The following is a 23,357-nucleotide window of genomic DNA, read 5'->3' as shown; positions in this document are numbered from 1 at the left end:
GTCCTCCTGGCCTCCGGGCCCGTAGGCGGCGAGCAGGTCCTGGAGCAGGGCGCGGTCGTCGGGGGACACGGGACTCCTCTGGTCGGGGCACGGGCCCCGCCGCCTACCTCGGAGCGTCCTCGGGGTATCCCTCGTACCGGGTGGTGCCGCCCGGGTCGACGACCAAGCGGCCCGGTCCGGCGGGCGCTCCCTCCACCTGGACGACGACCGGCCGCAGCCGGGGCCGGGCGACCTCGCCGAAGAGGAACGCGCCCACCTCGTCCAGGACGCCGTTCTTGCCGCGGGCACGGAAGGCATGGCCGGTGCCGTCGAGCTCGAGGACGGCGGACCGGGTCCCGTCGAAGCGCAGCCGCGCCTCCAGGGGAGGTCCCCACTCGGCCCGGAGCACGGCGATCTCACCGGCGAGCCGGGCCCGGCGCTCGCGGGTGAGCAGGCGGAACTGCTGGTCCAGGACGGCGGCGGCGCCGTCCGGTGTCAGCCCGAACGCGGCCCGGAGACCGTCGACGGCGGCCGCGTCGTCCTCTGCCTCCGCCAGCACCTGCACGAACCGGGCCGGGTCGGCGAGGACGGCCTCGATCGCGGCGAGCACGGCCAGCCGGTCGGCGCGGGGATCGGTCACCGCGCTACCCGTCGCACCACGGTGCCGAGCAGGCAGGTCGTCGTCCGGCGCACGGCGCGAGCATCCCCCGGGCCCCTCGTCCGAGACCAGTGGCGGCGACGCGGCACCGTCCGCAGGCTGGAGCCGTGGACGACGTCGGCGTGCGGTTGGAGCGGGCGATCGAGGAGCTCCTCGATGCCCGGCGGGCCGGCACGTCGATCTGTCCCTCCGAGGCCGCGCGCGCGGTCGCTCCCGCGGACTGGCGCGCGCTCATGCCGGAGGCACGGGCCGCAGCCGGGCGGCTCGCGGCGACCGGCCGTGCCGAGGTCACCCAGTCCGGCGAGGTCGTGGACGTCACGACCGTCCGCGGCCCCGTGCGCATCCGCCGACCGGGCTGAGGTGGACCGGTCCGCCCGGCGCTCGCGCAGGGGCGATCGCGCGCCGGCTCAGGCGGCGGTGGCAGGAGTGGGCCGGTGTGGATCTCGGTGCCGCTCGCACAGCAGCGAGAGCGTCACCCCACGACCTGAAGCCGCAGGTCAAGGCGCCGTCCACAGACGGCGGACAGGGCTTGACGCGAGCCGCAGGCGGACTTCGTCGGTCAGCAGCAGTCCAGCCCGGGGGAACGGTGGGGGGTGGAGGCGGCGCTCGCCCGGTGGGTCGCTGGATCGGTCAGCGTCGCGATGCCCGCAGGAGGCGAGACCCGGGCGGGCGCGGGCGTGACGGGTGGCTGGCGTACCCCGCCGCCGACCCGACCCGACCCGCCGGCGCGGTCGAGCAGCGGGGTCAGTCCGTCCCGGCGGCGCGGTCGAGCAGCGGGGTCAACCGGTGGTCGACCAACCGGCGCAGGGCGAGGGCGGTGTCGGTCCGCTGCACGCCGGGGATCGTCAGCACGTGCTCGGTGATCCGCCACAGGTGGTCGGCATCGGTGGCCACGACCCGCACCAGCAGGTCGGCGACGCCGGAGAGCGCCGTCACCTCGAGCACCTCGGGGATCTGGGCCAGCGCCTCGCCCACGTCGGCCAGACTGCGCTGCACGACCTGCACGGTGACGTAGGCGCCGAGCCGGTAGCCGAGCGCCTCCGGCCGCACCCGCGCGTCGAACGGCGCGAGCGCGTCGCTGCCCTCCAGCCGGGCGAGCCGGGCCTGCACGGTGTTGCGCGCCAGGCCGAGGCGCTGGGACAGCGCCGTGGCGCTCGCGCGCGGGTCCTCGGTGAGGGCCCGGAGCAGGCGGGCGTCGGTGGCGTCGAGGGCCGGCACGTTGCTCAGTCTGACATGCGAGGACGTCCTAGTACCGGGCATCGTGCGCAGGACCGCGATGGGATCTTGCGCAGATCGCGCGAGGAGTGTCTGCTCCACGGGAGGCCCGGTCGTGCCACGATGTGTGAGTGGCGCCACACCCCGGCGCCGCGAGACGTCCAGCACCGCCAGCGCCGGCGACCCCGGCCGCTGCGGCCGACGGCGAGGAGATGCCCGTGAGCGTGTCGAGCGCGACCACCGAGGTGGTCGACCCCGTACCCGGGGCCGGGGCCCCGCACCTGCCCCAGCAGCCGGACCTGGTGCAGCTGCTGACCCCCGAGGGCGAGCGGGTCGAGCACCCCGAGTACTCGATCGACGTCAGCGACGAGGAGCTCCGCGGCCTGTACCGCGACCTGGTGCTGGTCCGCCGGTGGGACGTCGAGGCCACCGCCCTGCAGCGCCAGGGCGAGCTGGGCATCTGGGCCTCGCTGCTGGGCCAGGAGGCCGCCCAGATCGGCGCCGGCCGCGCGCTGCACCCCGACGACATGGCCTTCCCGACCTACCGCGAGCACGGCGTGGCGTGGACCCGCGGGGTCGACCCGCTGCACGTCATCAGCCTGTTCCGCGGCGTCGACAACGGCGGCTGGGACCCGGTCGAGACCCGCTTCAACCTCTACACGGTCGTCATCGGGGCGCAGTGCCTGCACGCCACCGGCTACGCGATGGGCCTGCAGCGCGACGGTGCCGAGTCGGCCGCACTGGCCTTCCTCGGCGACGGCGCGACCAGCCAGGGCGAGGTCAACGAGGCGATGATCTGGGCGGCCAGCTTCTCGGCGCCGGTCGTCTTCTTCTGCCAGAACAACCAGTACGCGATCAGCGTCCCGCTGGAGCGCCAGTCGCGGGTGCCGCTCTACCAGCGGGCCGCCGGCTTCGGCTTCCCCGGCGTGCGGGTCGACGGCAACGACGTCCTCGCCGTCCTGGCGGTGACCCGCGCGGCACTGGCTGCCGCCCGCGACGGACAGGGGCCGACGTTCATCGAGGCGTTCACCTACCGCATGGGCGCGCACACCACCTCCGACGACCCGACGCGCTACCGGCTGGCCAGCGAGCTGGAGGAGTGGAAGCTGCGCGACCCCATCGCACGGCTCAAGGCCCACCTCTCCCGGAGCGGCGTCGCCGACCACGACTTCTTCGCGGCCGTCGAGGCCGAGGCCGACGAGCTGGCCACGCGGATCCGGAAGGGCACGGTCGAGATGCCCGACCCGCCGGGGACGGCGATGTTCGACGCCGTCTACGCCGAGCAGACGCCGCCCCTGGCCGCGCAGCAGGCGGAGTTCGAGGCGTACCAGGCGTCCTTCGAGGGGGGCGAGCACTGATGGCCGCGCAGACCCTCACCATCGGCAAGGCGCTCAACCTGGGCCTGCGCAAGGCGATGGAGGACGACGCCAAGGTCGTGCTCATGGGCGAGGACATCGGCCGGCTCGGCGGCGTCTTCCGCATCACCGACGGCCTGCAGAAGGACTTCGGCGAGGACCGCGTCGTCGACACCCCGCTGGCGGAGGCCGGCATCCTCGGCACCGCCGTCGGCCTGGCGATGCGCGGCTACCGGCCGGTCTGCGAGATCCAGTTCGACGGGTTCGTCTTCCCCGCCTACAACCAGATCGTCACCCAGGTCGCCAAGATCCACGCCCGCTCCCGCGGGAAGCTCGCCATGCCGATCGTCATCCGCATCCCGTTCGGCGGGGGCATCGGTGCGGTCGAGCACCACAGCGAGAGCCCCGAGGCCTACTTCGCGCACACCCCCGGCCTCAAGGTGGTCGCCGTCAGCAACCCCGTCGACGCCTACTGGGCCATCCAGCAGGCGATCGCCTCGCCCGACCCGGTCGTCTTCCTCGAGCCCAAGCGCCGGTACTGGGAGAAGGCCGAGGTCGACACCGACGCGACGCCCGGCCCGCTGTTCGCCTCCCGGGTGGTGCGGGGCGGGGACGACGTCACCGTCTGCGCCTACGGCCCGATGGTGAAGACGGCGCTGCAGGCGGCCGAGGCGGCGGCGGAGGAGGGCCGCTCGCTCGAGGTGGTCGACCTCCGCACGCTGAGCCCGCTCGACCTGGACCCGGTGTTCGACTCGGTGCGCCGCACCGGCCGCTGCGTCGTCGTCCACGAGGCCCCGGTGACCCTCGGCCTCGGTGCGGAGATCGCCGCCCGGGTGACCGAGGCCTGCTTCCACGCGCTGGAGGCGCCGGTGCTGCGGGTCGGGGGCTACGACACCCCGTACCCGCCGTCGAAGCTCGAGGAGGAGTACCTCCCCGACCTCGACCGGGTGCTCGACGGCGTCGACCGCGCGATGGGGTTCTGAGGCCATGTCGCTGCGACAGTTCAGGCTGCCCGACGTGGGCGAGGGCCTCACCGAGGGCGAGATCCTGCAGTGGCTGGTCGCCGTCGGCGACACGGTGACGGTCAACCAGCCGCTGTGCGAGGTGGAGACGGCCAAGGCCGCCGTCGAGCTGCCCTCCCCGTACGCCGGCACGGTGACCGAGCTGCTGCACGAGGTCGGGACGACGGTCGACGTCGGCACGCCGATCATCACCATCGACACCGGTGGGGACGCGCCGCCGGCCCCGACGGGTGACGGCGCCGCCGAGCAGCCCGCAGCCGGCCTGATCGGCGGCGAGGCGCCCGGCGGGCGCACCGCGGTGCTCGTCGGCTACGGCCCGCGCACCACCGAGGCCCGCCGGCGGCCGCGCCGCGCCGTCCACCCCCACCCGGCGCCGGCACCGCTGGCCGGGTCCGCCGACGATGACTCCCGCGGGACGCCACTGCTCACCACCGCCCCCGACGCCCGGACCAAGCCGGTGCGGCACGGCGGGCTGGAGGTCGGGCGGGCCGCTGAGGCGCACGCCGCCGCCGAGGAGGCGGCGACCGCGCTCGTGGCCGCCCCCGGGCGCGGGCGGCTGCGGCCGCTGGCCAAGCCGCCGGTGCGCAAGCTCGCCAAGGACCTCGGGGTCGACCTGACCGCGCTGACCGGCAGCGGCGCCGGCGGGGTCATCACCCGCGCGGACGTCGAGGCCGCCGCCGGCCGTGCACCCGCCCCGGACGCCGCGCCCGCGCCGGTCGTCGCGCTCCCGGCGGGGGAGACCCGGCGGATCCCGGTCAAGGGGGTGCGCAAGCACACCGCCGCGGCGATGGTGGCCAGCGCCTTCACCGCGCCGCACGTGACGGAGTTCCTCACCGTCGACGTCACCCGGGTGATGAAGCTGCGCGCACGGCTGGCGGCGCGGCCCGAGTTCGCCGGGGTCAAGGTCAGCCCGCTGCTGTTCGTCGCCAAGGCGCTGCTGCTGGCGGCGCGCCGGCACCCCATGGTCAACAGCTCCTGGGACGAGGCGGCGCAGGAGATCGTCGTCCACGGCCAGGTCAACCTCGGGATCGCCGCGGCGACCCCGCGCGGGCTCGTCGTCCCGAACATCAAGGACGCCGGCCGCCTGTCGCTGACCGAGCTGGCCGCGGCGCTGACCGAGCTGACCGAGACCGCGCGGGCCGGCCGCACCGCCCCGGCGGACATGACCGGCGGCACGATCACGATCACCAACGTGGGGGTGTTCGGCGTCGACACCGGGACGCCGATCCTCAACCCCGGCGAGTCGGCGATCCTGGCGTTCGGCGCCGTCCGGGAGATGCCGTGGGTGCACAAGGGCAAGGTGCGGCCGCGGCAGGTGACCCAGCTGGCCCTGTCGTTCGACCACCGCATCGTCGACGGGGAGCTGGGCAGCCGTTTCCTCGCCGACGTCGGGGCCCTGCTGTCCGACCCCGGCACCGCCCTGGCGTTCTAGGCGACCCGCCCGCCGCCGGCCCGGCCCGGCGGCGGGCACCGACCCCGGTGTCACGGACGTGTTCAGTCCGGCTCGCAGGGGTACGTCGTGCACGACCGAGCACCCGAGCAGAGGAGCAGGCAGTGGCCAGCGTGCAGGAATCCATCGACGTCGACGTCCCGATCCGGGTCGCCTACGACCAGTGGACCCAGTTCGAGTCCTTCCCGCAGTTCATGGGCGGGGTGGAGCGGATCACCCAGCTCGATGACACGCACACCCACTGGGTCACCAACATCGACGGCGTCAAGCGGGAGTTCGACGCCGAGATCACCGAGCAGCACCCCGAGGAGCGGGTGGCCTGGACCAGCACCGGCGGCGAGGCCAAGCACGCCGGTGTGGTCACCTTCCACCGGCTCGACGACGCCAAGACCCGCGTCATGATCCAGATCGACTGGGAGCCCACGGGCCTCGTCGAGAAGGCCGGCGCGGCCCTCGGCTTCGACGACCGCCAGGTGAAGGCCGACGCCAAGAGGTTCAAGGAGTTCATCGAGAGCCGGGGCACCGAGACCGGCGCCTGGCGCGGGGACGTCTCCCGCCCCGACCAGGCCTGAGCGCACCCCGACACGCGAGACGGCGCCCGCCCCCTTCTGCAGGGGACGGGCGCCGTCGTCCGTGGCGGGACCCTGCGCGGGTCCTGCTGCTACTCGGCGTCGAGGTCCTGGGCGACCAGACCGGCGATCTGCTCGAGCACGGCCGGGTCATCGCTCGAGACGACGACCTCCATGCCCTGCTTCGCGCCGAGCGTCATGATCATCAGCGGTGACCCGGCGTCCACCGGGTTGCCGCCCGCGGTGGCCAGCGTGACCGGGACCCCGGCCTTGCCGACGGCCTCGGCGATGAGCGCCGCCGGCCGGGCGTGCAGCCCGACGCGGGAACCGACGGTGACGACTTGGCTGGGCATGGGGGATCTCCCTCGCTCTGGGGTTCGGGGTCGGGGTACAGCCTGGCGGCTCAGGCGCGAGCCGGCTGGGTGACGGGGGCGGCGCTGTGCGCGTGGGCCAGGTCCACGGCGTCCTCGGGCACGTCCTCGGCCTTCGTCCGGCCGATGCTCTTGGCGACGATCACCGCGACCGCGCCGACGATCGTGCCCACCACGATCGCGAGCAGCCACATGAGGAACCCGTTGATCGCGAAGAACACCACGATGCCGCCGTGCGGGGCCTGCGCCTGGACGCCGGCGGCCGCCACGATCGCGCCGGTGGTCGCGCCGCCGAGCATGATCGAGGGGATGACCCGCAGGGGGTCGGCGGCGGCGAACGGGATCGCGCCCTCGGTGATGAACGCCAGGCCCAGCAGCCACGCGGCCTTGCCCTGCTCCTGCTCCGCCGGGGTGAACAACCTCGGCCGGACGACGGTGGCCAGGGACAGCGCGATCGGCGGCACCATCCCGGCGGCCATGACCGTCGCCATGATGACCAGCGGGCCGGTGTTCTCCGTCGGGTTGGCGATGTAGCTCGACAGGCCGGCCGTGGCGAAGGCGTAGGCGGCCTTGTTGACCGGGCCGCCCATGTCGAAGGCCATCATCAGGCCGAGCAGGACCCCGAGCAGCACCGCGGACGTGCCGGAGAGGCCGTTGAGCCAGTTGGTCAGCCCGGTGATGGCCGCGGCGAGCGGCCGGCCGAGGACGAGCACCATGAGACCGCTGGCGAAGAGGGTCGCGAACAGCGGGATGACCACGACCGGCATCAGCCCGCGGGCGACGCGGCCGACCTTCAGCCGGCTCAGCCAGAGCGCCGCGAAGCCCGCGATCACGCCGCCGATCAGCCCGCCGAGGAAGCCGGCGTTGACCTGGACGGCGACCAGGCCCGTGACGAACCCGGGCGCGATGCCCGGCCGGTCGGCGATCGCGTAGGCGATGTAGCCGGCCAGGGCCGGGACGAGGAAGGAGAACGCCAGCGAGCCGATGAAGAACAGCATCGCGCCGAGGTAGCCGGCGAGCCCGCCGTTGAGGTCGGCGACCGTGCTGGTGGGCAGGTCGAACAGGGAGTTGTTGAGCACCCAGTCCTTGGCCCACGAGTTCCCGGAGTCGGGGTTGGTCAGCGCGACCGGGTAGCCCGCGAGCAGGAACCCGAGCGCGATGAGCAGTCCGCCGGCCGCGACGAACGGGATCATGTAGCTGACGCCGGTGAGCAGCCAGCGACGGACCTCGGATCCGGTGCCCGGCCGGCCCGCGGACGACGCGGCGGCGCCACCCGCCGTGCCGCCGCCTGGCACCCGGCGGGCGTTCGGGTCGTCCGCGGCGGCCAGCGCCTCGCGGATCATCACGTCGGGCTCGTTGATGGCCCGCTTGGTGCCCGACTGCACGACCGGCTTCCCCGCGAACCGCTCGCGGTCCTTGACGCCGACGTCCACGGCGAAGATCACCGCGTCGGCGGCGCGGATGACCGACGGGTCCAGCGGCGTGGAACCCGAGGAGCCCTGCGTCTCGACGTGCACGTCGACGCCGGCGGCCTGCCCGGCGGCGGCGAGCTTGTCGGCGGCCATGTAGGTGTGCGCGATCCCCGTCGGGCAGGCGCTGACCACGACCAGGCTGCGCGTACCGGCCGCGGACTCCGGCGCGGCGGCGGGGGCGGGGGTCGGGGCCGGCGCGCCGGCGGGGGAACCGACCGGGGCCGCCGCCGGCTCGGGGGCGACGACCTCCTGCACGAGCGCGACCACCTCGGCGTCCGACCCCGCCGCCCGCAGCGAGGCCACGAACTCCGGCCGCACCAGGGCCCGGGCCAGCGCGGTGAGCAGGGTGAGGTGGTCGGCGTCGCCGTGCGCCGGCGCGGCGATGAGGAAGGCCAGGTCGGCGGGGCCGTCGGGCGCGCCGAAGTCCACCTTCGGGGACAGGCGGGCGAAGGCCAGCGACGCCTCGGTCACCGCCTCCGAGCGGCAGTGCGGGATGGCGATCCCGCCCGGCAGGCCGGTGGCGGCCTGGGCCTCCCGGGCGAGGGCGTCCTGGGCGAGGCCGTCGGCGCTCGTGGCCCGGCCGGCCTCGGCCACCAGGGCCGCGAGCCGGCGGACGACGGCGCTCTTGTCGGTGCCCAGGTCGGCGTCGAGCACGACCAGGTCGGGGGTGATCAGGGCGGGCATGGCGGACCTCTCCAGGAGGCGTCAGCGGACGTCGCGGCCGGCGGCCGGGACGGGGGTGGTGCCGGGTGCAGCGGTGGTGCCGGGAGCGGAGCGGGATCCGGAGGCGGGGCCCTCGGGGGCCCGGACGACGGTGACGTGGACGGCGTCGCCGTCCACCTGGGCCGGGGTCGGGACGGCCGACCCCGGCAGGGACGCGCTGGCCGCGCCGTAGGCGACCGCGCTGCGCAGCCGGTTCGCGGGGTCGGCGCCGGCGAGGTCGGCGAGCACGTGGCCGGCCAGGCTGCAGTCGCCGGCGCCCACGGTGCTGCGGACGGCGATCGGCGGCGGGGTCGCAGACCAGACCCCTCCCGTGGCCGCGGACAGCAGCGCGCCGTCGGCGCCGAGGGTCAGCAGCACCTCGGCCACGCCGCGCCCGTGCAGGGTGGCGACGGCGGCCAGCGCCGCGTCCCGGTCGGCGGTCAGCTCGGCCTCGGGCACGCCGGCCAGCTGGGCGAGCTCCTCGGAGTTGGGCTTGAGCAGGTCCGGAGCGGCCTCCGGCCCGGCCGCGAGCAGGGCGAGCAGCGGAGCCTCGGACGTGTCCACGGCGATCCGCGCGCCGGTGTCGCGCAGGGAGACGACCAGCTCGGCGTACCAGTCGACCGGGGTGCCCGGCGGCAGGGAGCCCGAGAGCACCACCCAGCGGGCGCCCTCGGCGTGCCGGTGCAGGGCCGCGACGAGGGCGGCGCGCGTGGCGGCGTCCAGCGGGGCGCCGGGCTCGTTGAGCTTGGTGGTGGTCCCGTCGGGCTCGGCGAGGGTGTAGTTGGTGCGGACCGGCGTCCCGATCGGCACCGCGGCCAGCGGCAGGCCCAGCCGGTGCAGTGCGCCCACGATCGGGTCGTCGTCCCCGGCCGGCAGCACGGTCACCACGTCGACGCCCGCGGCGGCCAGCGCGCGGGCGACGTTGACCCCCTTGCCGCCGGGCTCGGTGGAGCTCGGCCCCAGGCGGGCCACGCTGCCGCGCTGGAGGGGGCCCGGCAGCGCCAGCGTGCGGTCCAGGCTCGGGTTGGCGGTGAGGGTGACGACGGCGCTCACGCGATCACGACCTCGACGCCGGCGTCCTCGAGCCGGGTGACGTCCGCGGGGTCGGCCTCGGCGTCGGTGACCAGGACGTCGACGTCGGTCGGCTCGGCGAACCGGATGAGGTGCTCGCGGCCGAGCTTGCTGCTGTCGGCGAGGACGACGACCTTCTGGCCGGCGTGGGCCATGGCGCGCTTCACGGCGGCCTCCGCGTCGTCGGGGGTGGTGAACCCGTGCTCGGGGGTGACGCCGTTGGCGCCGAGGAAGGTGACGTCCACGCGGAGGTCGGCCAGCGTGGCGAGGGCGGGGGTACCGACCGCGCACTGGGTGATGCCGCGCACCCGGCCGCCGAGCACGTGCAGCTCCAGGCCGGGAGCGGCCGCGAGCCGGGCGGCGATGGGCACGGAGTGGGTGACGACGAGCAGCCGGCGGTCGCCCGGCAGGAGGTCGGCGAGCGCGGCGGTGGAGCTGCCGCCGTCGAGCAGCACGCTGCCGTCCGAGCCGGGCACGAGGTCGAGCGCGGCGGCGGCGATCTTCCGCTTCTGCTCGCTGCGGGTGCCGTGCCGTTCGGTCAGCGCCGTCTCGACGTAGGTGAGGGCCCCGGCGGGGACCGCCCCGCCGTGCACCCGGCGCAGCGTGCCGGCCCGCTCGAGGACGGCGAGGTCGCGGCGCACCGTCTCGGTGGTGACGCCGAACTGCTCGGCCAGGGCGGTCACCGCGACCCGGCCCCGGTCGGTCACCAGCCCCGCGATGGCCTGCTGACGCTCCTCGGGGTACACGACCGCCCCCCTCTCGTTGCCCGAACATGTGGTTTTTGCGTTGGAATGCTGTTGTTCTACGTCCGATCCGTTGACAAGTCAACACCTTTTCGTGACGCTGGTCACCGGTCGTCCTGCTCCTCCGACCCCCGAACCGAGGCGAGGTACCCATGTCCACCACCGCACCCGGAACCGCTGCCCTGCCGCCGACCGGTGGGCCCGTGGTCCTGCCCGGCACCCCGGTCGTGCCCGGCGTGGTGCTCGGCCCGGTCGTCCGCCCGTCGGGGGCGGTGCAGTTGCCCGCCGACGAGGGCGCCGTCGTCCCCGAGGACCGGCGCGCGGGGGAGCGCGATCGCTTCGTCGCCGCGGCGACCGTCGTCGCCGACCGGCTCACCGAGCGGGCCGCCGGCGCGACCGGGGTCAGTGCCGAGGTGCTGGCCACCACCGCGGGGCTGGCCCGCGACCGCGGCCTGCTCTCGGCCGTGGAGCAGCGGATCGACGCCGGCACGCCGGCCGCCGTCGCGACGGTGCAGGCCGCCCAGCAGTTCATCGACCTGTTCACCTCGCTCGGCGGGCTGATGGCCGAGCGGGTCACCGACGTGCGCGACGTCCGCGACCGGATCGTCGCCGAGCTCACCGGGCAGGGGGAGCCGGGCGTGCCTCGCCCCGAGGTGCCGTCGGTGCTGCTGGCCGAGGACCTCGCCCCCGCCGACACCGCGGGCCTCGACCCGGCCCGGGTGGTCGGCCTGGCCACCCGTCTCGGCGGGACGACCAGCCACACCGCGATCATCGCCCGCCAGCTCGGGCTGCCCTGCGTCGTCGCGGTCGGGGGGCTCGACGACGTCCCGGCGGGTGTCACCGTGCTGCTCGACGGCGAGCGCGGCACGGTCACCGTCGACCCCGAGCCCGACGAGGCGCGGGCCCGCGTGGAGACCGCCCGTGCCGCCGCCGCGGCGCTGGCCGGGTACCGGGGTCCCGGCCGCACCCGGGACGGCGTCGAGGTGAAGGTCCTGGCCAACGTGCAGGACGGCGCGGGGGCCCGGGCGGCGGCCGCCGCGCACGCGGAGGGGGTCGGCCTGCTGCGCACCGAGCTGGCGTTCCTCAGCCGCGCCGAGGAGCCGTCGGTGGAGGAGCAGGCCCGCGGCTACGCCGAGGTGTTCGAGGCCTTCCCGGGTCGGCGGGTCGTCGTCCGGACGCTGGACGCCGGGTCGGACAAGCCGCTGGCCTTCGCCACGATGCCCGACGAGGCCAACCCGGCCCTCGGCGTCCGCGGCCTGCGGGTGGCCCGCCGGGACCCGGGCCTGCTGGAGCGACAGCTGGACGCGGTGGCCGAGGCCGCGCGGCGGACCGGTGCGCAGCCGTGGGTGATGGCCCCGATGGTGGCGACCGTCCCCGAGGCGGCGGAGTTCGGCCGGCTGGTGCGCGACCGGGGCCTGGTGCCCGGCGTGATGATCGAGGTGCCGTCAGCGGCGCTGCTCGCCGACCGGCTGCTCCAGCACGTGGAGTTCCTGTCGATCGGCACCAACGACCTCTCGCAGTACACCCTCGCGGCCGACCGGCTCTCCGCCGACCTGGCCGACCTCACCGACCCGTGGCAGCCGGCGCTGCTGGGCCTGGTGCGGGTCACCGCCGACGCGGGCCGCCGGGCCGGCAGGTCGGTCGGCGTCTGCGGCGAGGCCGCGGCCGACCCGCTGCTGGCCTGCGTGCTCGTGGGACTGGGGGTGACCTCGCTGTCCTGTGCCGCGTCGTCCATCGCCGGGGTCGGGGCGCGGTTGGCGACGGTCGACACCGACACCTGCCGGCAGGCCGCGGAGGTCGCCCTCGCCGCGGAGGACCCGTACGGTGCCCGCGCCGCCGTCCGTGCGGTGCTCGGCGTGGAGTGAGGCCGAGCTCACCCTCGAGGGTGAGCAATCGTCGCCGTGTCGGCCTCGTCGCCTGCGTTCCTTCGGAATAATTGACCTCGTACCTGGCTTGCTACGGGTACGACCTCGACGACACCGGAAGAAGGAACGGACGATGAACAGCGTGACCTCCAGCTGGCGGCTGCGTCGGCAGGCGGCGCGGACGCGCCGGGCGATCGACCGCGCCCTCGCGCGCACCAGCAGCCCGGCGATGCGGGACGAGCTGCTGACGATGGCGAACGGCAGCGGCTACACCTTCCGCTGAGGCGCCGCACCGACAACGCGCGACCCCGGCCTCCGTCCTCGGAGACCGGGGTCGTCTGCTGTCCGCGGTTCCCCGCCGAGGAGGGCGCGGGCCCGTCCCGAGGCCCGCCCGAGCGTGCGAGGGGGAAGGAGGACGGGGTGCTCCTCGTGCATCCCGTGGACGACGGCGCCACCCCTGGGGTGTGACGCACCTTCTGCACCGCCGGAGGGCCGCCTGCACGGCCCTCCGCTCCGCGGGACCGGCGTACCTCCTTCGGGGCGTTGTCCTCAACCGCACCGCCGGGGGTGCCGATCGAGCAGTCGTGAGGAGATCGGGCCGGACGTGCCCCCTACGACGCGCTCAGGCGGGAGGGGACCCGTGGTGACCGCCACCGCGCCGTCGCCCGAGCCCCGCGAGACCTCCGGCGCCACCACCGGCCTGGTCCTCGGCTACGTGCGGCGCCAGGCAGGGGACGCGGCCGTCAGTGAGGTCCTGCGGCGGGCGGGGGTGTCCACGCCAGCCGAGCAGCTGACCAGCCCCTCCCACTGGACGAGCTACGAGACGCGCATCCGGCTGTTCGCGGCCGCCACCGAGGTGCTCGGCGACCCGGCGACGATGTTCCGCGTCGGGCGCGAGGCGCTCGCCCACGGGCTGAACCCCGCGCTGGTCCTCCTGATCCGGGCGATGGGCTCGCCGGGGCAGGTGTACCGGCAGCTGCCGCGGGCGGTCGCGAAGTTCTCCACCACCTCCACGATGGAGATGCTGGAGGTCGGCGCCGGGCACGCGACCATCCGGTTCACCCTGCGTCCCGGCTACGCGCATTCCCGGCTGGACTGCGAGTACGCGCAGGGCCTGGTCGGCATGGTGCCCGCGGTCTTCGGGCTCCCGCCGGCCGACGTCCTGCACAACCAGTGCGAGTCCGACGGGCACCCCGCCTGCGTCTACCACCTGACCTGGGAGCACCGCCGCCGCTGGCGCCGTCCGCGGGCCACCACCGCGGAGGCCCAGCCGGAGCTGTCGGCCCTGCGCGACCAGCTGCGGGTGCTCCAGTCCGCGGCCGCCGACCTGGTGGCCAGCGACGACGTGGACACGGTGCTGCGGCGCATCGTCGCGCGGGCCGCCGAGGCGGTCCTGGCCCCCGGGTACGTGCTCGCGGTCACCGACCCCGACGGCGGACCGCCGCTGGTGCACGGCGCCGGGCTGCCGGCCGAGATGGTCCACGGGCTGGCTGCGACCCTGCTCGCCGGCGCCGACCCCGGTCCGAACGTCGTCGCGGTGGACGTCGCCTCCGCCCGCCGCACGCACGGCCGCCTGGCGGCGGTCTACCGCCCGGGCGACGGCGCGATCGGGCACGAGCGCGAGATGCTCTCCGCGTACGCCGGCCACGCGGCGGCGACGCTGGACCTGTTCATGGCGCTGGAGAGCGCCCGGCGGGAGGCCCAGCGGGCCGGTGCGCTGCTGGCGCTGGCCCACGAGCTGGCCCAGGCCGGGGACGCCGCGGCGGTCTGCTCGGTGGTGGCCGAGGCCCTGCCGCGCATCGTCGGGTCCGACAGCGCGACCATGCTGCTGTGGGAGCCCGCTGACGGCGCCCTGCTCGCCGCCGCGGTCGCCGGTCCCGACCCGTCCCGCCGCGAGCAGCTCCTGGCCACCCCGTTGCGCGCCGAGGACACCCCCGAGCTGGTCGGGATGCTCACCGACCGCGAGCCCCGCGTCCTCGACGCCGCCACCTGCAGTGCCGGCCTGGCGCGGCTGCTCACCGCGCTCGGCGTCACCCGTGCGGTCGCCGTCCCCCTGCTCGCCGGCCGGACGTTCCTCGGCGTCGCGACGGCGGGCTGGGCGGCCGGCCGGTCACCGGCGGGGCTGGACGGGGAGGTGCTGGCCCGCCTGCGGGGTGTCGGCGACCAGGCCGCGACGGCGCTGCAGAAGGCCCGGCTGCTGGAGACCGTCCGCCACCAGGCGACCCACGACGCGCTCACCGGGCTGCCCAACCGGGTGCTGTTCCTCGAGCGGGTCGGCAGCGCCCTCGCCGCGACCGGCCCCCAGCAGCACGTGGGCGTGCTGTTCTGCGACCTGGACCGGTTCAAGGCGGTCAACGACTCCCTGGGCCACGCCGCCGGAGACGAGCTGCTCCGGCAGGTCGCGGCCCGGCTGCGGTCGGCGGTGCGGCCCGGCGACACGGTGGGCCGGCTCAGCGGGGACGAGTTCGCCGTCCTGCTCCCCGGCCTGACCCGGACCGAGGACGCCGACCGCGTCGTCGCCCGGGTGCTCGGGTGCTTCGACGAGACCTTCCGGCTGGAGGGCACGGCCGTCGCCGTCGGCACCAGCGTCGGGGTCGCCGTCCACAGCGGGGAGTGGGGCGTCGCCGACGACCTGCTGCGCGCTGCCGACGCGGCGATGTACCGGCACAAGCACGCCGACCGGGAGGGCCCGGAGGCCTGACCGCGGCGCTCGCTCAGGCCCGCAGGCGGGCGCGCAGCGCCTCCTGCTCCCCGCGGCCGAAGCCGTGCTCGGTCAGCCAGCCCACCGGGCCGCCGTGCCGCTCGTCGAGCAGGGTCAGCAGACGGTCCATCGTCTCCGCACGCGGGGTGTGGACCGCGACGCCGCGGGTGGTCATGTCCTCCGCGTAGGTCGGCGAGGTCGCCAGCTTGGCCACCAGCGCGTCGATCACCTCGGCGGTGAGCGCGTAGTCGGCGACGATCTCCTCGTGCGGCACGCCTGCGACGGCCAGCGAGAACATGACGACCACCCCGGTGCGGTCCTTGCCGGCCGCGCAGTGCACCACGGCCGCGCCCTCGGCGCCGGCGGCCAGGGCGCGCAGCGCGCCGAGCACGTTGTCCGGCCGGTGGGCCAGGTAGCCCAGGTAGGAGCGCACCGCCGGCGGTTCGCCCTGGTCGCCCTCGGCCACCTGCCGCGGCAGGATCGACTCGGCCCAGCCGGCCGGGAGCTCGGGCAGGTCGGCCTCCTCGACGGCGAAGACGTCGGTGTGGTGGCCGCGCTCGGGCAGCAGGCTGAAGTGCCGGTGGGTCACCGTGGGCACCGCGCGCAGGGGACCGCGGCCCTCGAGCAGCACCTCCGCGGTCGTGCGCAGGTCGATCACCTCGCGCAGCCCCACCTCGCCGACCAGCCGCCGGACGTCGGCGTCGCTGAGCGTCTGCAGGTTGTCACTGCGCAGGATCCGGCCCGGCAGCGTCCTCCCGCCGTCGGAGGTGGGCAGCCCGCCCAGGTCGCGGGTGTTCGTCGTCCCGTCGAGCGTCAGCCAGCGGTCGGTGGCGGTGGAGGTCACTCTCCGACGGTACGACCTGCCGGCGACGGGACGGGGTCTGCCGGGGGAGTGCCGAGCAACGCCGCGGTGACGGCCAGCAGGCCAGCGCGCAGCGCCGCGCCGCGGGCGGCGAACCCCCGCTGGAGGGCGGCGTACTCGGCCCGCCCGGCGGCGGTCTCGATGCGCACCGGCTCCCGCCCGGAGGCGCGCAGGTCGTAGGGCGAGGCGCGCATGTCCAGCTCCCGGACGTCCCGCACCAGCTCGAAGCAGTCCAGCAGCAGCTCGCCGGGGACGGCGGGGCCGAGCTTGGCCGCCCACTTGTAGAGGTCCATGGTGGCGTGCAGGCAGCCGGGCTGCTCCAGGTCCGGCTGGGTGGCCCGGGTCGGCTGCAGCCGGTTGAGCCCGACCGCCTCGGGGGTGAAGAACCGGAAGGCGTCGTAGTGCGTGCACCGGATCGGGTGCGCCTCGACGACGGAGTCCGTGCCGGCCTGGCCCAGCCGCAGCGGGAGCGGGTGCCGGTGCTCGTCCTGGCGGTAGACCATCGCCCACTCGTGCAGGCCGAAGCAGCCGGTGAACGCGGGCCGGGCCGCGGTGGCCGCCAGCAGCCGGTGCACGAAGGCGACGGTCTCCCCGCGGTCGGCGAGGTGGGCTGGGGTGTCCAGGACCACGCCGTCCCCGTCGTCGCGGTACCACCGCCAGGCGGTGTGCGGCGCGGGGGGCTCCAGGGCCGTCCCGGCGCCGGGGTGCCAGCGCCGCAGCACCGACGGGCGGGTCGAGTAGTACTCGTAGAGGAAGTCCTCGACCGGGTGCCGCTCCCCGGTGGCCCGGCGGGCCCGGTGCCCGGCGGTCAGCGCGTCGGCGCGCTCCGCGTGCGCCGCCGACCGCGCCCTCCACACCTCACGGGGGAGTCGGTCGGCGCGCACCGGTTCAGGGTAGGCGGAGCGCCGGGGACCTCCGTCCCGCGCTCGGCGCACCGGCGGCGTGCGGTCCGAACGCGTCCCGTCGCGGGACCGCGCCGGGAGTGCACACTGCCTCGGGGCCTGCCGGCCGCCGGCGCGGCGACGCTCAGTGGGCGCTCCACCCGCCGTCCATGACCAGCGAGCTGCCGGTGATCGAGGCCGCCGCCGGCGAGCACAGGTAGGCCACCGCCTCGGCGACCTCCTCCGGCTCGATCAGCCGCTTGACCGCCGCGGGGGCGAGCATCACCTGCTCCACGACCTGGTCCTCGGACAGGCCGTGCGCCTTCGCCTGGTCGGCGATCTGCCCCTCGACCAGCGGCGTGCGCACGTAGGCGGGGTTGACGCAGTTGGAGGTGACCCCGTGCGGCGCCCCCTCCAGGGCGACCACCTTCGACAGCCCCTCGAGGCCGTGCTTGGCGGTGACGTAGGCGCTCTTGTAGGCCGAGGCGCGCAGCCCGTGGATGGAGCTGATGTTCACGACCCGCCCCCAGCCGCGCCCGTACATGTGCGGGAGCGCGCCGCGGACCAGCCGGAACGGCGCCTCCAGCATCAGCCGGAGGATCAGCGAGAACCGGTCCACCGGGAACTCGTGCACCGGCGCCACGTGCTGCAGCCCGGCGTTGTTGACCAGGACGTCGACGTCGAGGTCGAGGGCGTCGAGGCCGTCGAGGTCGGTGAGGTCGACCGCCAGCGCGGTGCCGCCCACCTCCGCGGCGACGGCCTTCGCCGCCTCGCCGTCCCGGTCGAGCACCACCACGGAGGCGCCGGCCGCCGCCAGCCGGACCGCGCAGGCCCGCCCAATCCCCGAGGCACCGCCGGTCACCAGCGCCCGCCGTCCCGCCAGCCCGCCTGCTGCGTCCATGGCCGTCACCGTAGGCCGGGCCGCGGACGGCCTGCACCTCGTGCCGGCACACGACCCCGCCACGGTCGCCGGGGGCGCAGCGGGTGGTTCCGGTCGGAGCGGTGCCGCTCCCCGTGGTGAGCCCGGTCACATGCCCTTAGCGTCGAGGGGCACAGGCACCCTGCCGCCTCCGCGGCACTCGGCGAGGAGGTCCCATGTCCGCACCCGCGCACTCCGGCGCGCACACCGACACGCGTTTCGGCCGCGTCGTCGGGGCGAGCATCGTCGGCACCACCGTGGAGTGGTACGACTTCTTCCTCTACGGCTCGGCCGCCGCGCTCGTGTTCGGCCCGCTGTTCTTCCCGGAGCAGGACGACTTCGTCGGCGTCCTCGCCGCGTTCGCGACCTACGCCGTGGGCTTCTTCGCCCGCCCGGTCGGGGCGTTGGTCTTCGGGCACTACGGCGACCGGCTCGGCCGCAAGAAGCTGCTGGTGATCTCGCTGCTCATGATGGGCGGTGCGACCTTCCTCATCGGCCTGCTGCCCACCTACGGCTCGGTCGGCGTGCTCGCCCCCGTGCTGCTGATCGCGCTGCGGCTGATCCAGGGCTTCGCGCTCGGCGGTGAGTGGGGCGGCGCGGTGCTCATCGTCTCCGAGCACGGCAAGCCGCAGCACCGCGGCTTCTGGGCCTCCTGGCCGCAGGCCGGTGCCCCGGCCGGCAACCTGCTGGCCACCGGTGTCCTCGCGCTGCTGGCGGCCTTCCAGTCCGACGCGGCGTTCGAGGCATGGGGCTGGCGGATCCCGTTCCTGCTCTCGGCCGTGCTGATCTTCGTCGGCCTGTGGGTGCGGCTCACGGTGTCGGAGTCCCCGGTGTTCCTGGAGGCCCAGCGGGCGGCCGAGGCCCGGGCCGCCGAGACCGGCGAGGTGGAGAAGGCGCCGATCGTCACGGTGCTCACCCGCTACAAGCGCGAGGTGCTCACCGCCATGGGGGCGCGGATCGCCGAGAACGTCTCCTTCTACCTGCTGACCGCCTTCAGCCTCACCTACCTCACCAACGTCGTCGGGCTGGACTCCTCGTTCGCGCTCAACGCGGTGCTGATCGCCTCGGCGGTGCACCTGGTGACCATCCCGCTGTGGGGCGCGCTGTCCGACCGGATCGGTCGCCGGCCGGTCTACCTGCTCGGCGCCCTCGGTGTCGGGGTGTGGGCGTTCGCCTTCTTCCGGCTGCTCGACACCGGCAACTTCGGCCTCGCGGTGCTCGCGATCACCGTCGGCCTGCTGTTCCACGGGGCCATGTACGGCCCGCAGGCGGCGTTCTTCTCCGAGCTGTTCGGGACCAAGGCCCGCTACACCGGCGTCTCCGTGGGCGCCCAGCTGGCCTCGCTGGTGGCCGGTGCCCCCGCGCCGCTGATCGCGCTGGCGCTGCTGGGCAGCTTCACCGACCCGAACGTGCTGGCCGTGGTCCTGTACGTCGTGGCCTGCGCCGTCGTCACGCTGCTCGCCGTCGCCACCTACGGCGAGACCGCCAAGCGTGACCTGTCCGAGGACAAGGCGGTGGTCCTCAAGGGCAACCGGCCCCGGGCCTCCGTCTAGGACCCCGCCCGCCCGCACGGGCCCCCCGTGACACGTGTCATGGGGGGCCCGTGGCGTCTCCGCCGCAGGTCGTGAGATCCGGCACCTGTGCCGGTCCCGGGCCGGCGGCAGGGTCGGAGGTGCGTCCGAGAGGTCCGGCCGACCGCGGCCGGCGGCGCACCGAGGAGGTCCCGTGCACGTCGTCCACACCCCGTCCCCGCAGCCCGCCGTCGAGGTCGCCGACCTGCGCCGCCGCTACGGCGCGTTCGAGGCCGTCCGCGGCGTCTCCTTCGAGGTGTACCCGGGTGAGGTGCTGGCCCTGCTCGGCGTCAACGGGGCCGGGAAGACCTCCGCGCTCGAGGTGCTCGAGGGGCTGGCCCCCGCGTCGGGCGGCACGGTGCGCGTCCTCGGCCGCGACCCGCAGCGCGAGCGGGCCGCCGTCCGCCGGGACCTGGGGGTGCTGCTGCAGGCCAGCGGCCTGCCCGGCGACCTCACCGTCGCCGAGACCGTCGCCACCTGGGCGCGCACGCTCACCGATCCGCGGCCGGTCGCCGAGGCGATCGCGCAGGTCGGCCTGACCGACCGCGCCGACGTGGAGGTGCGCAGCCTGTCCGGCGGCGAGCGTCGCCGCCTGGACCTGACGCTGGCCCTCCTCGGCCGCCCGCGCGTGCTCGTCCTCGACGAGCCGACGACGGGACTGGACCCGGAGAGCCGGCGCACCGTCTGGGAGCTGGTCCGCGGCCTCGTGGACGGCGGCGCCGCGGTCGTGCTGACCACGCACCACCTGGAGGAGGCCGAGGAGCTGGCCGACCGGATCGCGGTCATGCGCGCCGGCGAGATCGTCCTCGCCGGCACCCGCGAGGAGATCGCCGCGACCCAGCCGGCCACCATCCGCTTCACCCTCCCGGCCGGCGCTCCGCCGCTGCCGTCGCTCCCCGGCGTCCGGGTCGTCGCCGCGCAGCCGCACGTGGAGCTGCACACCCGCGCCCTCCAGCCGGCGCTGACCGCACTGCTGGCGTGGGCCGCCGAGCGCCGCGTCGAGCTGGGCGCCCTGCAGGCCCGCTCCGCCTCCCTCGAGCAGGCCTTCCTCGCGGTCGCCGACGCCGAGACCGCCGCCGCCTGACCACCCGCCGCCCGACCCCGAGGAGACCGCCGTGACCGCGCTCGCCCCCGCCCCCGCTCGTCCCCGCGCCCGTCGCCGGGTGCTCGCCCTGGCCGCCGCCGAGACCCGGCTGCTGCTGCGCAACCGCACCGCCGTCGTCAACTCACTGCTCATGCCCCTGCTGCTGGTCGCCAGCGTGCGACTGATCGGGCTGGACACCGCCAGCGGCCCCCGCCTGGTGGTGACCGCGCTGGGGGTCACCCTGGTGTTCCTCACCTACTACAACCTGGTCACCACCTTCGTGGCCCGCCGCGAGGAGCTGGTGCTCCAGCGGATGCGCACCGGGGAGCTGACCGAGCCGGAGGTCCTGCTCGGGACGGCGGTCCCGACGCTGCTGGTGACCGTCGTCCAGGTGGCCCTGGTGGCCCTCGGGGTCGCCGTCATCGGCGAGTGGACGGCGCCCGTCGACGTCGTGCTGCCCCTGCTGGCGCTCGTCGGCGGTGTGGCGCTGATGGGGGTGCTCGCCGCCGCCAGCACCGCCTTCACCCGCACCGCGGAGAGCGCGCAGATCACCACGCTGCCCCTGGTGCTGGTCGCGACGTCGGTGTCCGGGCTGTTCTTCCCGCTGTCGGCCTTCCCCGAGCCCGTCGCCGGGGTGCTGCGGTTCCTCCCGCTGAGCCCGGTGGTGGAGCTGGCCTCGCTCGGCCTGCTGGGGCGGACCTGGGACGGGCGGGTCGTGGACCTCGCCGGCGCCTGGTCCGCGGGCCTGCTGCCCCTGGTCGTGCTCGCCGTGTGGACCGCCGCCGGGGGCCTGGTGGCGGCCCGGGTGTTCCGCTGGGCGCCGCGGCGGTGACCCCGGCGTCCCGGGCGGGCGCGGTCGGTGCGGCAGCATGAGCGCCGTGCCGACCGTCGCCCGCTGGTGGGAGAGCCGCTCGGACCCGCAGCGCATCGAGCTCTACACCCGCTGGTCGTTCTACGGCTGGCTGGCGATGACGCCGTTGCTGGCCGTCGGCGTGGCCGGCTCGGCGGGGCCACCGGCGGTCCAGCCCGCGACGACGGTCTTCGTCCTCGGCTCGTTCGCCGTCGCCGTCACCGCGGTGCTGCTCGCCCGCGCCGGGCTGACCGCCCACCGGGCCGGCCGCGGGCTGCCGCGCGCGATGCTGACCGCGGCGGCCGCCACCGCCGTCCTCACCGCGGCGGTCGCGGTCCCGGCCTTCGCCGCTGACGTCCCGGACTCCCCGGCCCTGCCCTGGGGGCTGGCGATGCCCCCGGCCATGGCGCTCTGCGCGGCCTCGACGGTGTGGCCCACCCGGACCCTCGCCCGCGTCGGCTTCGGCATCGGCGGGGCGAGCGGGATCGTCCTGCTGGCCGTGGGCGCACCGCTGGGGGTCGGGGCGGTCCTCGCCGTCGTCCTCGGGGCCACCGTCACCTTCTTGACGCTGGCCTTCCGGTTCTCCGTGTGGGTGCTCGACGTCGTCCGGGAGATGGACCGGACCCGCGGCGTGCAGCTGCAGCTGGCCGTCGCCGAGGAGCGGCTGCGCTTCGCCCGCGACCTGCACGACGTCATGGGCCGCAACCTGTCGGCCATCGCGCTGAAGAGCCAGCTGGCGGCCGAGCTGGTGCGCCGCGGCCGGGAGGGCGCCGCCGACGAGCTCGCCGACATCAGCCGGGTCGCCGAGGAGTCGCTGCGCGAGGTGCGCGACGTCGTGCGCGGGTACCGCCGCAGCGACCTGCCCGGTGAGCTGGCCGGCGCCCGGTCGGTGCTGCGCGCGGCGGGGGTCACCTGCACGGTGGAGGGCGAGGACGACGCCGCCGCGCTGCCGGAGTCCGTGCAGACGGCGCTGGCCTGGGTGGTGCGCGAGGCGGTGACCAACGTGCTGCGGCACAGCCGGGCGACGGAGTGCACCGTGACGCTGCGGGCCCACGGAGGAGAGGCGGAGCTGCGGGTGGCCAACGACGGGGTGGCCGGGACGACCGGCGGGTGGGGCAACGGGCTGACCGGACTCGCCGAGCGGCTGGCCGGGACCGGCGGCCGGCTGGCGGCCCGGCCCGAGGGCGACCGGTTCGTGGTCACCGCGTCGGTGCCGGTGGGGGTGCCGGCGTGATCCGGGTCCTGCTGGCCGACGACGAGAACCTCATCCGCACGGCGCTGGCCGCGCTGCTCGACCTCGAGGAGGACCTCGAGGTCGTGGCCCAGGCCGCCTCGGGTGCGGAGGCGCTGGCGATGGCGCGAGCGCACACCCCCGACGTCGCCGTCCTCGACCTGCAGATGCCCGACCGGGACGGCATCAACGTGGCCGGGGAGCTGCTGTCGGCCGTGCCCGGCTGCGCCGTCGTCATCGTCACCGGGCACGGGCGGGCCGGGCACCTGAAGCGGGCGCTGGAGGCGGGGATCCGCGGGTTCCTGCCGAAGACGGTCAGCGCGCCGGTGCTCACCGACGTCGTCCGCACGGTGCACCGCGGCGGCCGCTACGTGGACCCCGAGCTCGCCGCGGAGGCGATCAGCGCCGGGGACAGCCCGCTCACGCCGCGGGAGGCCGACGTCCTGGAGCTCGCGGCCGGGGGAGCACCGGTCGAGGAGATCGCCGCCCGCGCGCACCTGTCACCGGGCACGGTCCGCAACCACCTGTCGTCCGCGGCGACCAAGCTCGGTGCGCCCAACCGGCACGCGGCCGTCGCCGCCGCCCGCCGGCACGGCTGGATCTGAGGGGCCGGCCGTCCTCCCCACCCTGCGCGAGCCCGGGGTGGGGAGGACGGGCCTGCTCACTGGAGCACCCTCGACGGGCCGGTGACTGACTGACAGGGTCGCTGGCGCACCCCGGGTCCCCACCGGATCACTGCCATGCCGGCTTGCTGGAGGTCACAGCCAGACTGAGTTCTGCAGGATC

General features: G+C 75.7%; 22 protein-coding genes. 13 read left to right on the top strand and 9 right to left on the bottom strand.

Features of this window, described 5'->3' with window-relative positions; genetic code table 11:
- Positions 1 to 103: 103 nt before the first annotated feature.
- Entirely contained in the window at positions 104 to 619 is a 516-nt protein-coding gene (locus tag ACI79C_RS11380) for a hypothetical protein (protein ID WP_456945767.1), read from the bottom strand.
- A gap of 125 nt (positions 620 to 744) precedes the next feature.
- On the opposite strand from ACI79C_RS11380, the gene ACI79C_RS11375 reads away from it, so the two are divergent.
- On the top strand, positions 745 to 996 hold the full coding sequence (locus tag ACI79C_RS11375; protein ID WP_456945766.1) for a DUF3253 domain-containing protein: 252 nt from the start codon (positions 745 to 747) through the stop codon (positions 994 to 996).
- Between the two features lie 385 nt (positions 997 to 1,381).
- Here ACI79C_RS11375 and ACI79C_RS11370 read toward each other — a convergent pair whose 3' ends face one another.
- Positions 1,382 to 1,855: an Lrp/AsnC family transcriptional regulator gene (locus tag ACI79C_RS11370; protein ID WP_456945765.1), complete on the bottom strand. Its 474-nt coding sequence runs from the start codon at positions 1,853 to 1,855 to the stop codon at positions 1,382 to 1,384.
- A gap of 215 nt (positions 1,856 to 2,070) precedes the next feature.
- On the opposite strand from ACI79C_RS11370, the gene pdhA reads away from it, so the two are divergent.
- From pdhA to ACI79C_RS11350, 4 genes are all read left to right on the top strand, one after another.
- Entirely contained in the window at positions 2,071 to 3,210 is a 1,140-nt protein-coding gene (gene pdhA / locus ACI79C_RS11365; protein WP_456945764.1) for a pyruvate dehydrogenase (acetyl-transferring) E1 component subunit alpha, read from the top strand.
- On the top strand, positions 3,210 to 4,190 hold the full coding sequence (locus ACI79C_RS11360) for an alpha-ketoacid dehydrogenase subunit beta (protein ID WP_456945763.1): 981 nt from the start codon (positions 3,210 to 3,212) through the stop codon (positions 4,188 to 4,190). Before pdhA ends, ACI79C_RS11360 begins: the two co-directional genes overlap by 1 nt.
- A gap of 4 nt (positions 4,191 to 4,194) precedes the next feature.
- A complete protein-coding gene (locus ACI79C_RS11355) occupies positions 4,195 to 5,661 on the top strand; it encodes a dihydrolipoamide acetyltransferase family protein (protein WP_456945762.1) in 1,467 nt (488 codons plus the stop codon).
- A 122-nt stretch (positions 5,662 to 5,783) separates the two neighbouring features.
- A complete protein-coding gene (locus tag ACI79C_RS11350) occupies positions 5,784 to 6,251 on the top strand; it encodes an SRPBCC family protein (RefSeq protein ID WP_456945761.1) in 468 nt (155 codons plus the stop codon).
- 89 nt (positions 6,252 to 6,340) lie between these two features.
- On the opposite strand, the gene ACI79C_RS11345 is transcribed toward ACI79C_RS11350, so the two are convergent.
- Genes ACI79C_RS11345 through ACI79C_RS11330 form a run of 4 tightly spaced genes read right to left on the bottom strand, consistent with a single transcriptional unit; the run spans position 6,341 to position 10,610 of the window.
- Positions 6,341 to 6,601 carry an HPr family phosphocarrier protein gene (locus ACI79C_RS11345; protein WP_456945760.1) on the bottom strand — a complete coding sequence of 87 codons (261 nt, stop codon included), beginning with the start codon at positions 6,599 to 6,601 and terminating at the stop codon, positions 6,341 to 6,343.
- A gap of 50 nt (positions 6,602 to 6,651) precedes the next feature.
- Entirely contained in the window at positions 6,652 to 8,775 is a 2,124-nt protein-coding gene (locus ACI79C_RS11340; RefSeq protein WP_456945759.1) for a PTS fructose transporter subunit IIABC, read from the bottom strand.
- Between the two features lie 21 nt (positions 8,776 to 8,796).
- The gene (locus ACI79C_RS11335) at positions 8,797 to 9,846 is read right to left on the bottom strand and encodes a 1-phosphofructokinase family hexose kinase (protein WP_456945758.1); all 1,050 of its coding nucleotides are present in this window, start codon (positions 9,844 to 9,846) and stop codon (positions 8,797 to 8,799) included.
- The gene (locus ACI79C_RS11330) at positions 9,843 to 10,610 is read right to left on the bottom strand and encodes a DeoR/GlpR family DNA-binding transcription regulator (protein WP_456945757.1); all 768 of its coding nucleotides are present in this window, start codon (positions 10,608 to 10,610) and stop codon (positions 9,843 to 9,845) included. The genes ACI79C_RS11335 and ACI79C_RS11330 overlap by 4 nt, the downstream gene beginning before the upstream one ends.
- Positions 10,611 to 10,759: 149 nt before the next feature.
- Here ACI79C_RS11330 and ACI79C_RS11325 point away from each other — a divergent pair, with 149 nt between their 5' ends.
- From ACI79C_RS11325 to ACI79C_RS11315, 3 genes are all read left to right on the top strand, one after another.
- On the top strand, positions 10,760 to 12,472 hold the full coding sequence (locus tag ACI79C_RS11325) for a phosphoenolpyruvate--protein phosphotransferase (RefSeq protein ID WP_456945756.1): 1,713 nt from the start codon (positions 10,760 to 10,762) through the stop codon (positions 12,470 to 12,472).
- Between the two features lie 133 nt (positions 12,473 to 12,605).
- Positions 12,606 to 12,755 carry a hypothetical protein gene (locus ACI79C_RS11320; RefSeq protein WP_456945755.1) on the top strand — a complete coding sequence of 50 codons (150 nt, stop codon included), beginning with the start codon at positions 12,606 to 12,608 and terminating at the stop codon, positions 12,753 to 12,755.
- Between the two features lie 357 nt (positions 12,756 to 13,112).
- On the top strand, positions 13,113 to 15,173 hold the full coding sequence (locus tag ACI79C_RS11315) for a diguanylate cyclase domain-containing protein (RefSeq protein ID WP_456945754.1): 2,061 nt from the start codon (positions 13,113 to 13,115) through the stop codon (positions 15,171 to 15,173).
- Positions 15,174 to 15,186: 13 nt separating this feature from the next.
- Here ACI79C_RS11315 and ACI79C_RS11310 read toward each other — a convergent pair whose 3' ends face one another.
- The 3 genes from ACI79C_RS11310 to ACI79C_RS11300 form a co-directional block, all read right to left on the bottom strand.
- Positions 15,187 to 16,017, bottom strand: a complete 831-nt coding sequence (locus ACI79C_RS11310; protein WP_456945753.1) for a tyrosine-protein phosphatase — start codon at positions 16,015 to 16,017, stop codon at positions 15,187 to 15,189.
- Positions 16,014 to 16,919 carry a 3-methyladenine DNA glycosylase gene (locus ACI79C_RS11305; protein ID WP_456945752.1) on the bottom strand — a complete coding sequence of 302 codons (906 nt, stop codon included), beginning with the start codon at positions 16,917 to 16,919 and terminating at the stop codon, positions 16,014 to 16,016. The genes ACI79C_RS11310 and ACI79C_RS11305 overlap by 4 nt, the downstream gene beginning before the upstream one ends.
- A gap of 142 nt (positions 16,920 to 17,061) precedes the next feature.
- Positions 17,062 to 17,817 carry a 3-hydroxybutyrate dehydrogenase gene (locus tag ACI79C_RS11300; protein WP_456945751.1) on the bottom strand — a complete coding sequence of 252 codons (756 nt, stop codon included), beginning with the start codon at positions 17,815 to 17,817 and terminating at the stop codon, positions 17,062 to 17,064.
- 194 nt (positions 17,818 to 18,011) lie between these two features.
- Between ACI79C_RS11300 and ACI79C_RS11295 the strand changes: the two genes are divergently transcribed.
- The 5 genes from ACI79C_RS11295 (at position 18,012) to ACI79C_RS11275 (ending at position 23,176) form a co-directional block, all read left to right on the top strand.
- On the top strand, positions 18,012 to 19,388 hold the full coding sequence (locus tag ACI79C_RS11295; protein WP_456945750.1) for an MFS transporter: 1,377 nt from the start codon (positions 18,012 to 18,014) through the stop codon (positions 19,386 to 19,388).
- A 172-nt stretch (positions 19,389 to 19,560) separates the two neighbouring features.
- A complete protein-coding gene (locus ACI79C_RS11290) occupies positions 19,561 to 20,490 on the top strand; it encodes an ABC transporter ATP-binding protein (protein WP_456945749.1) in 930 nt (309 codons plus the stop codon).
- A 31-nt stretch (positions 20,491 to 20,521) separates the two neighbouring features.
- The gene (locus ACI79C_RS11285; RefSeq protein ID WP_456945748.1) at positions 20,522 to 21,322 is read left to right on the top strand and encodes an ABC transporter permease; all 801 of its coding nucleotides are present in this window, start codon (positions 20,522 to 20,524) and stop codon (positions 21,320 to 21,322) included.
- A gap of 37 nt (positions 21,323 to 21,359) precedes the next feature.
- On the top strand, positions 21,360 to 22,574 hold the full coding sequence (locus tag ACI79C_RS11280; protein ID WP_456945747.1) for a sensor histidine kinase: 1,215 nt from the start codon (positions 21,360 to 21,362) through the stop codon (positions 22,572 to 22,574).
- Entirely contained in the window at positions 22,571 to 23,176 is a 606-nt protein-coding gene (locus ACI79C_RS11275) for a response regulator transcription factor (protein WP_456945746.1), read from the top strand. The genes ACI79C_RS11280 and ACI79C_RS11275 overlap by 4 nt, the downstream gene beginning before the upstream one ends.
- Positions 23,177 to 23,357: the final 181 nt, after the last annotated feature.

The sequence above is a fragment of the Geodermatophilus sp. SYSU D00697 genome, assembly GCF_054050175.1.
This window is presented reverse-complemented; position numbering and strand designations above follow the sequence as displayed.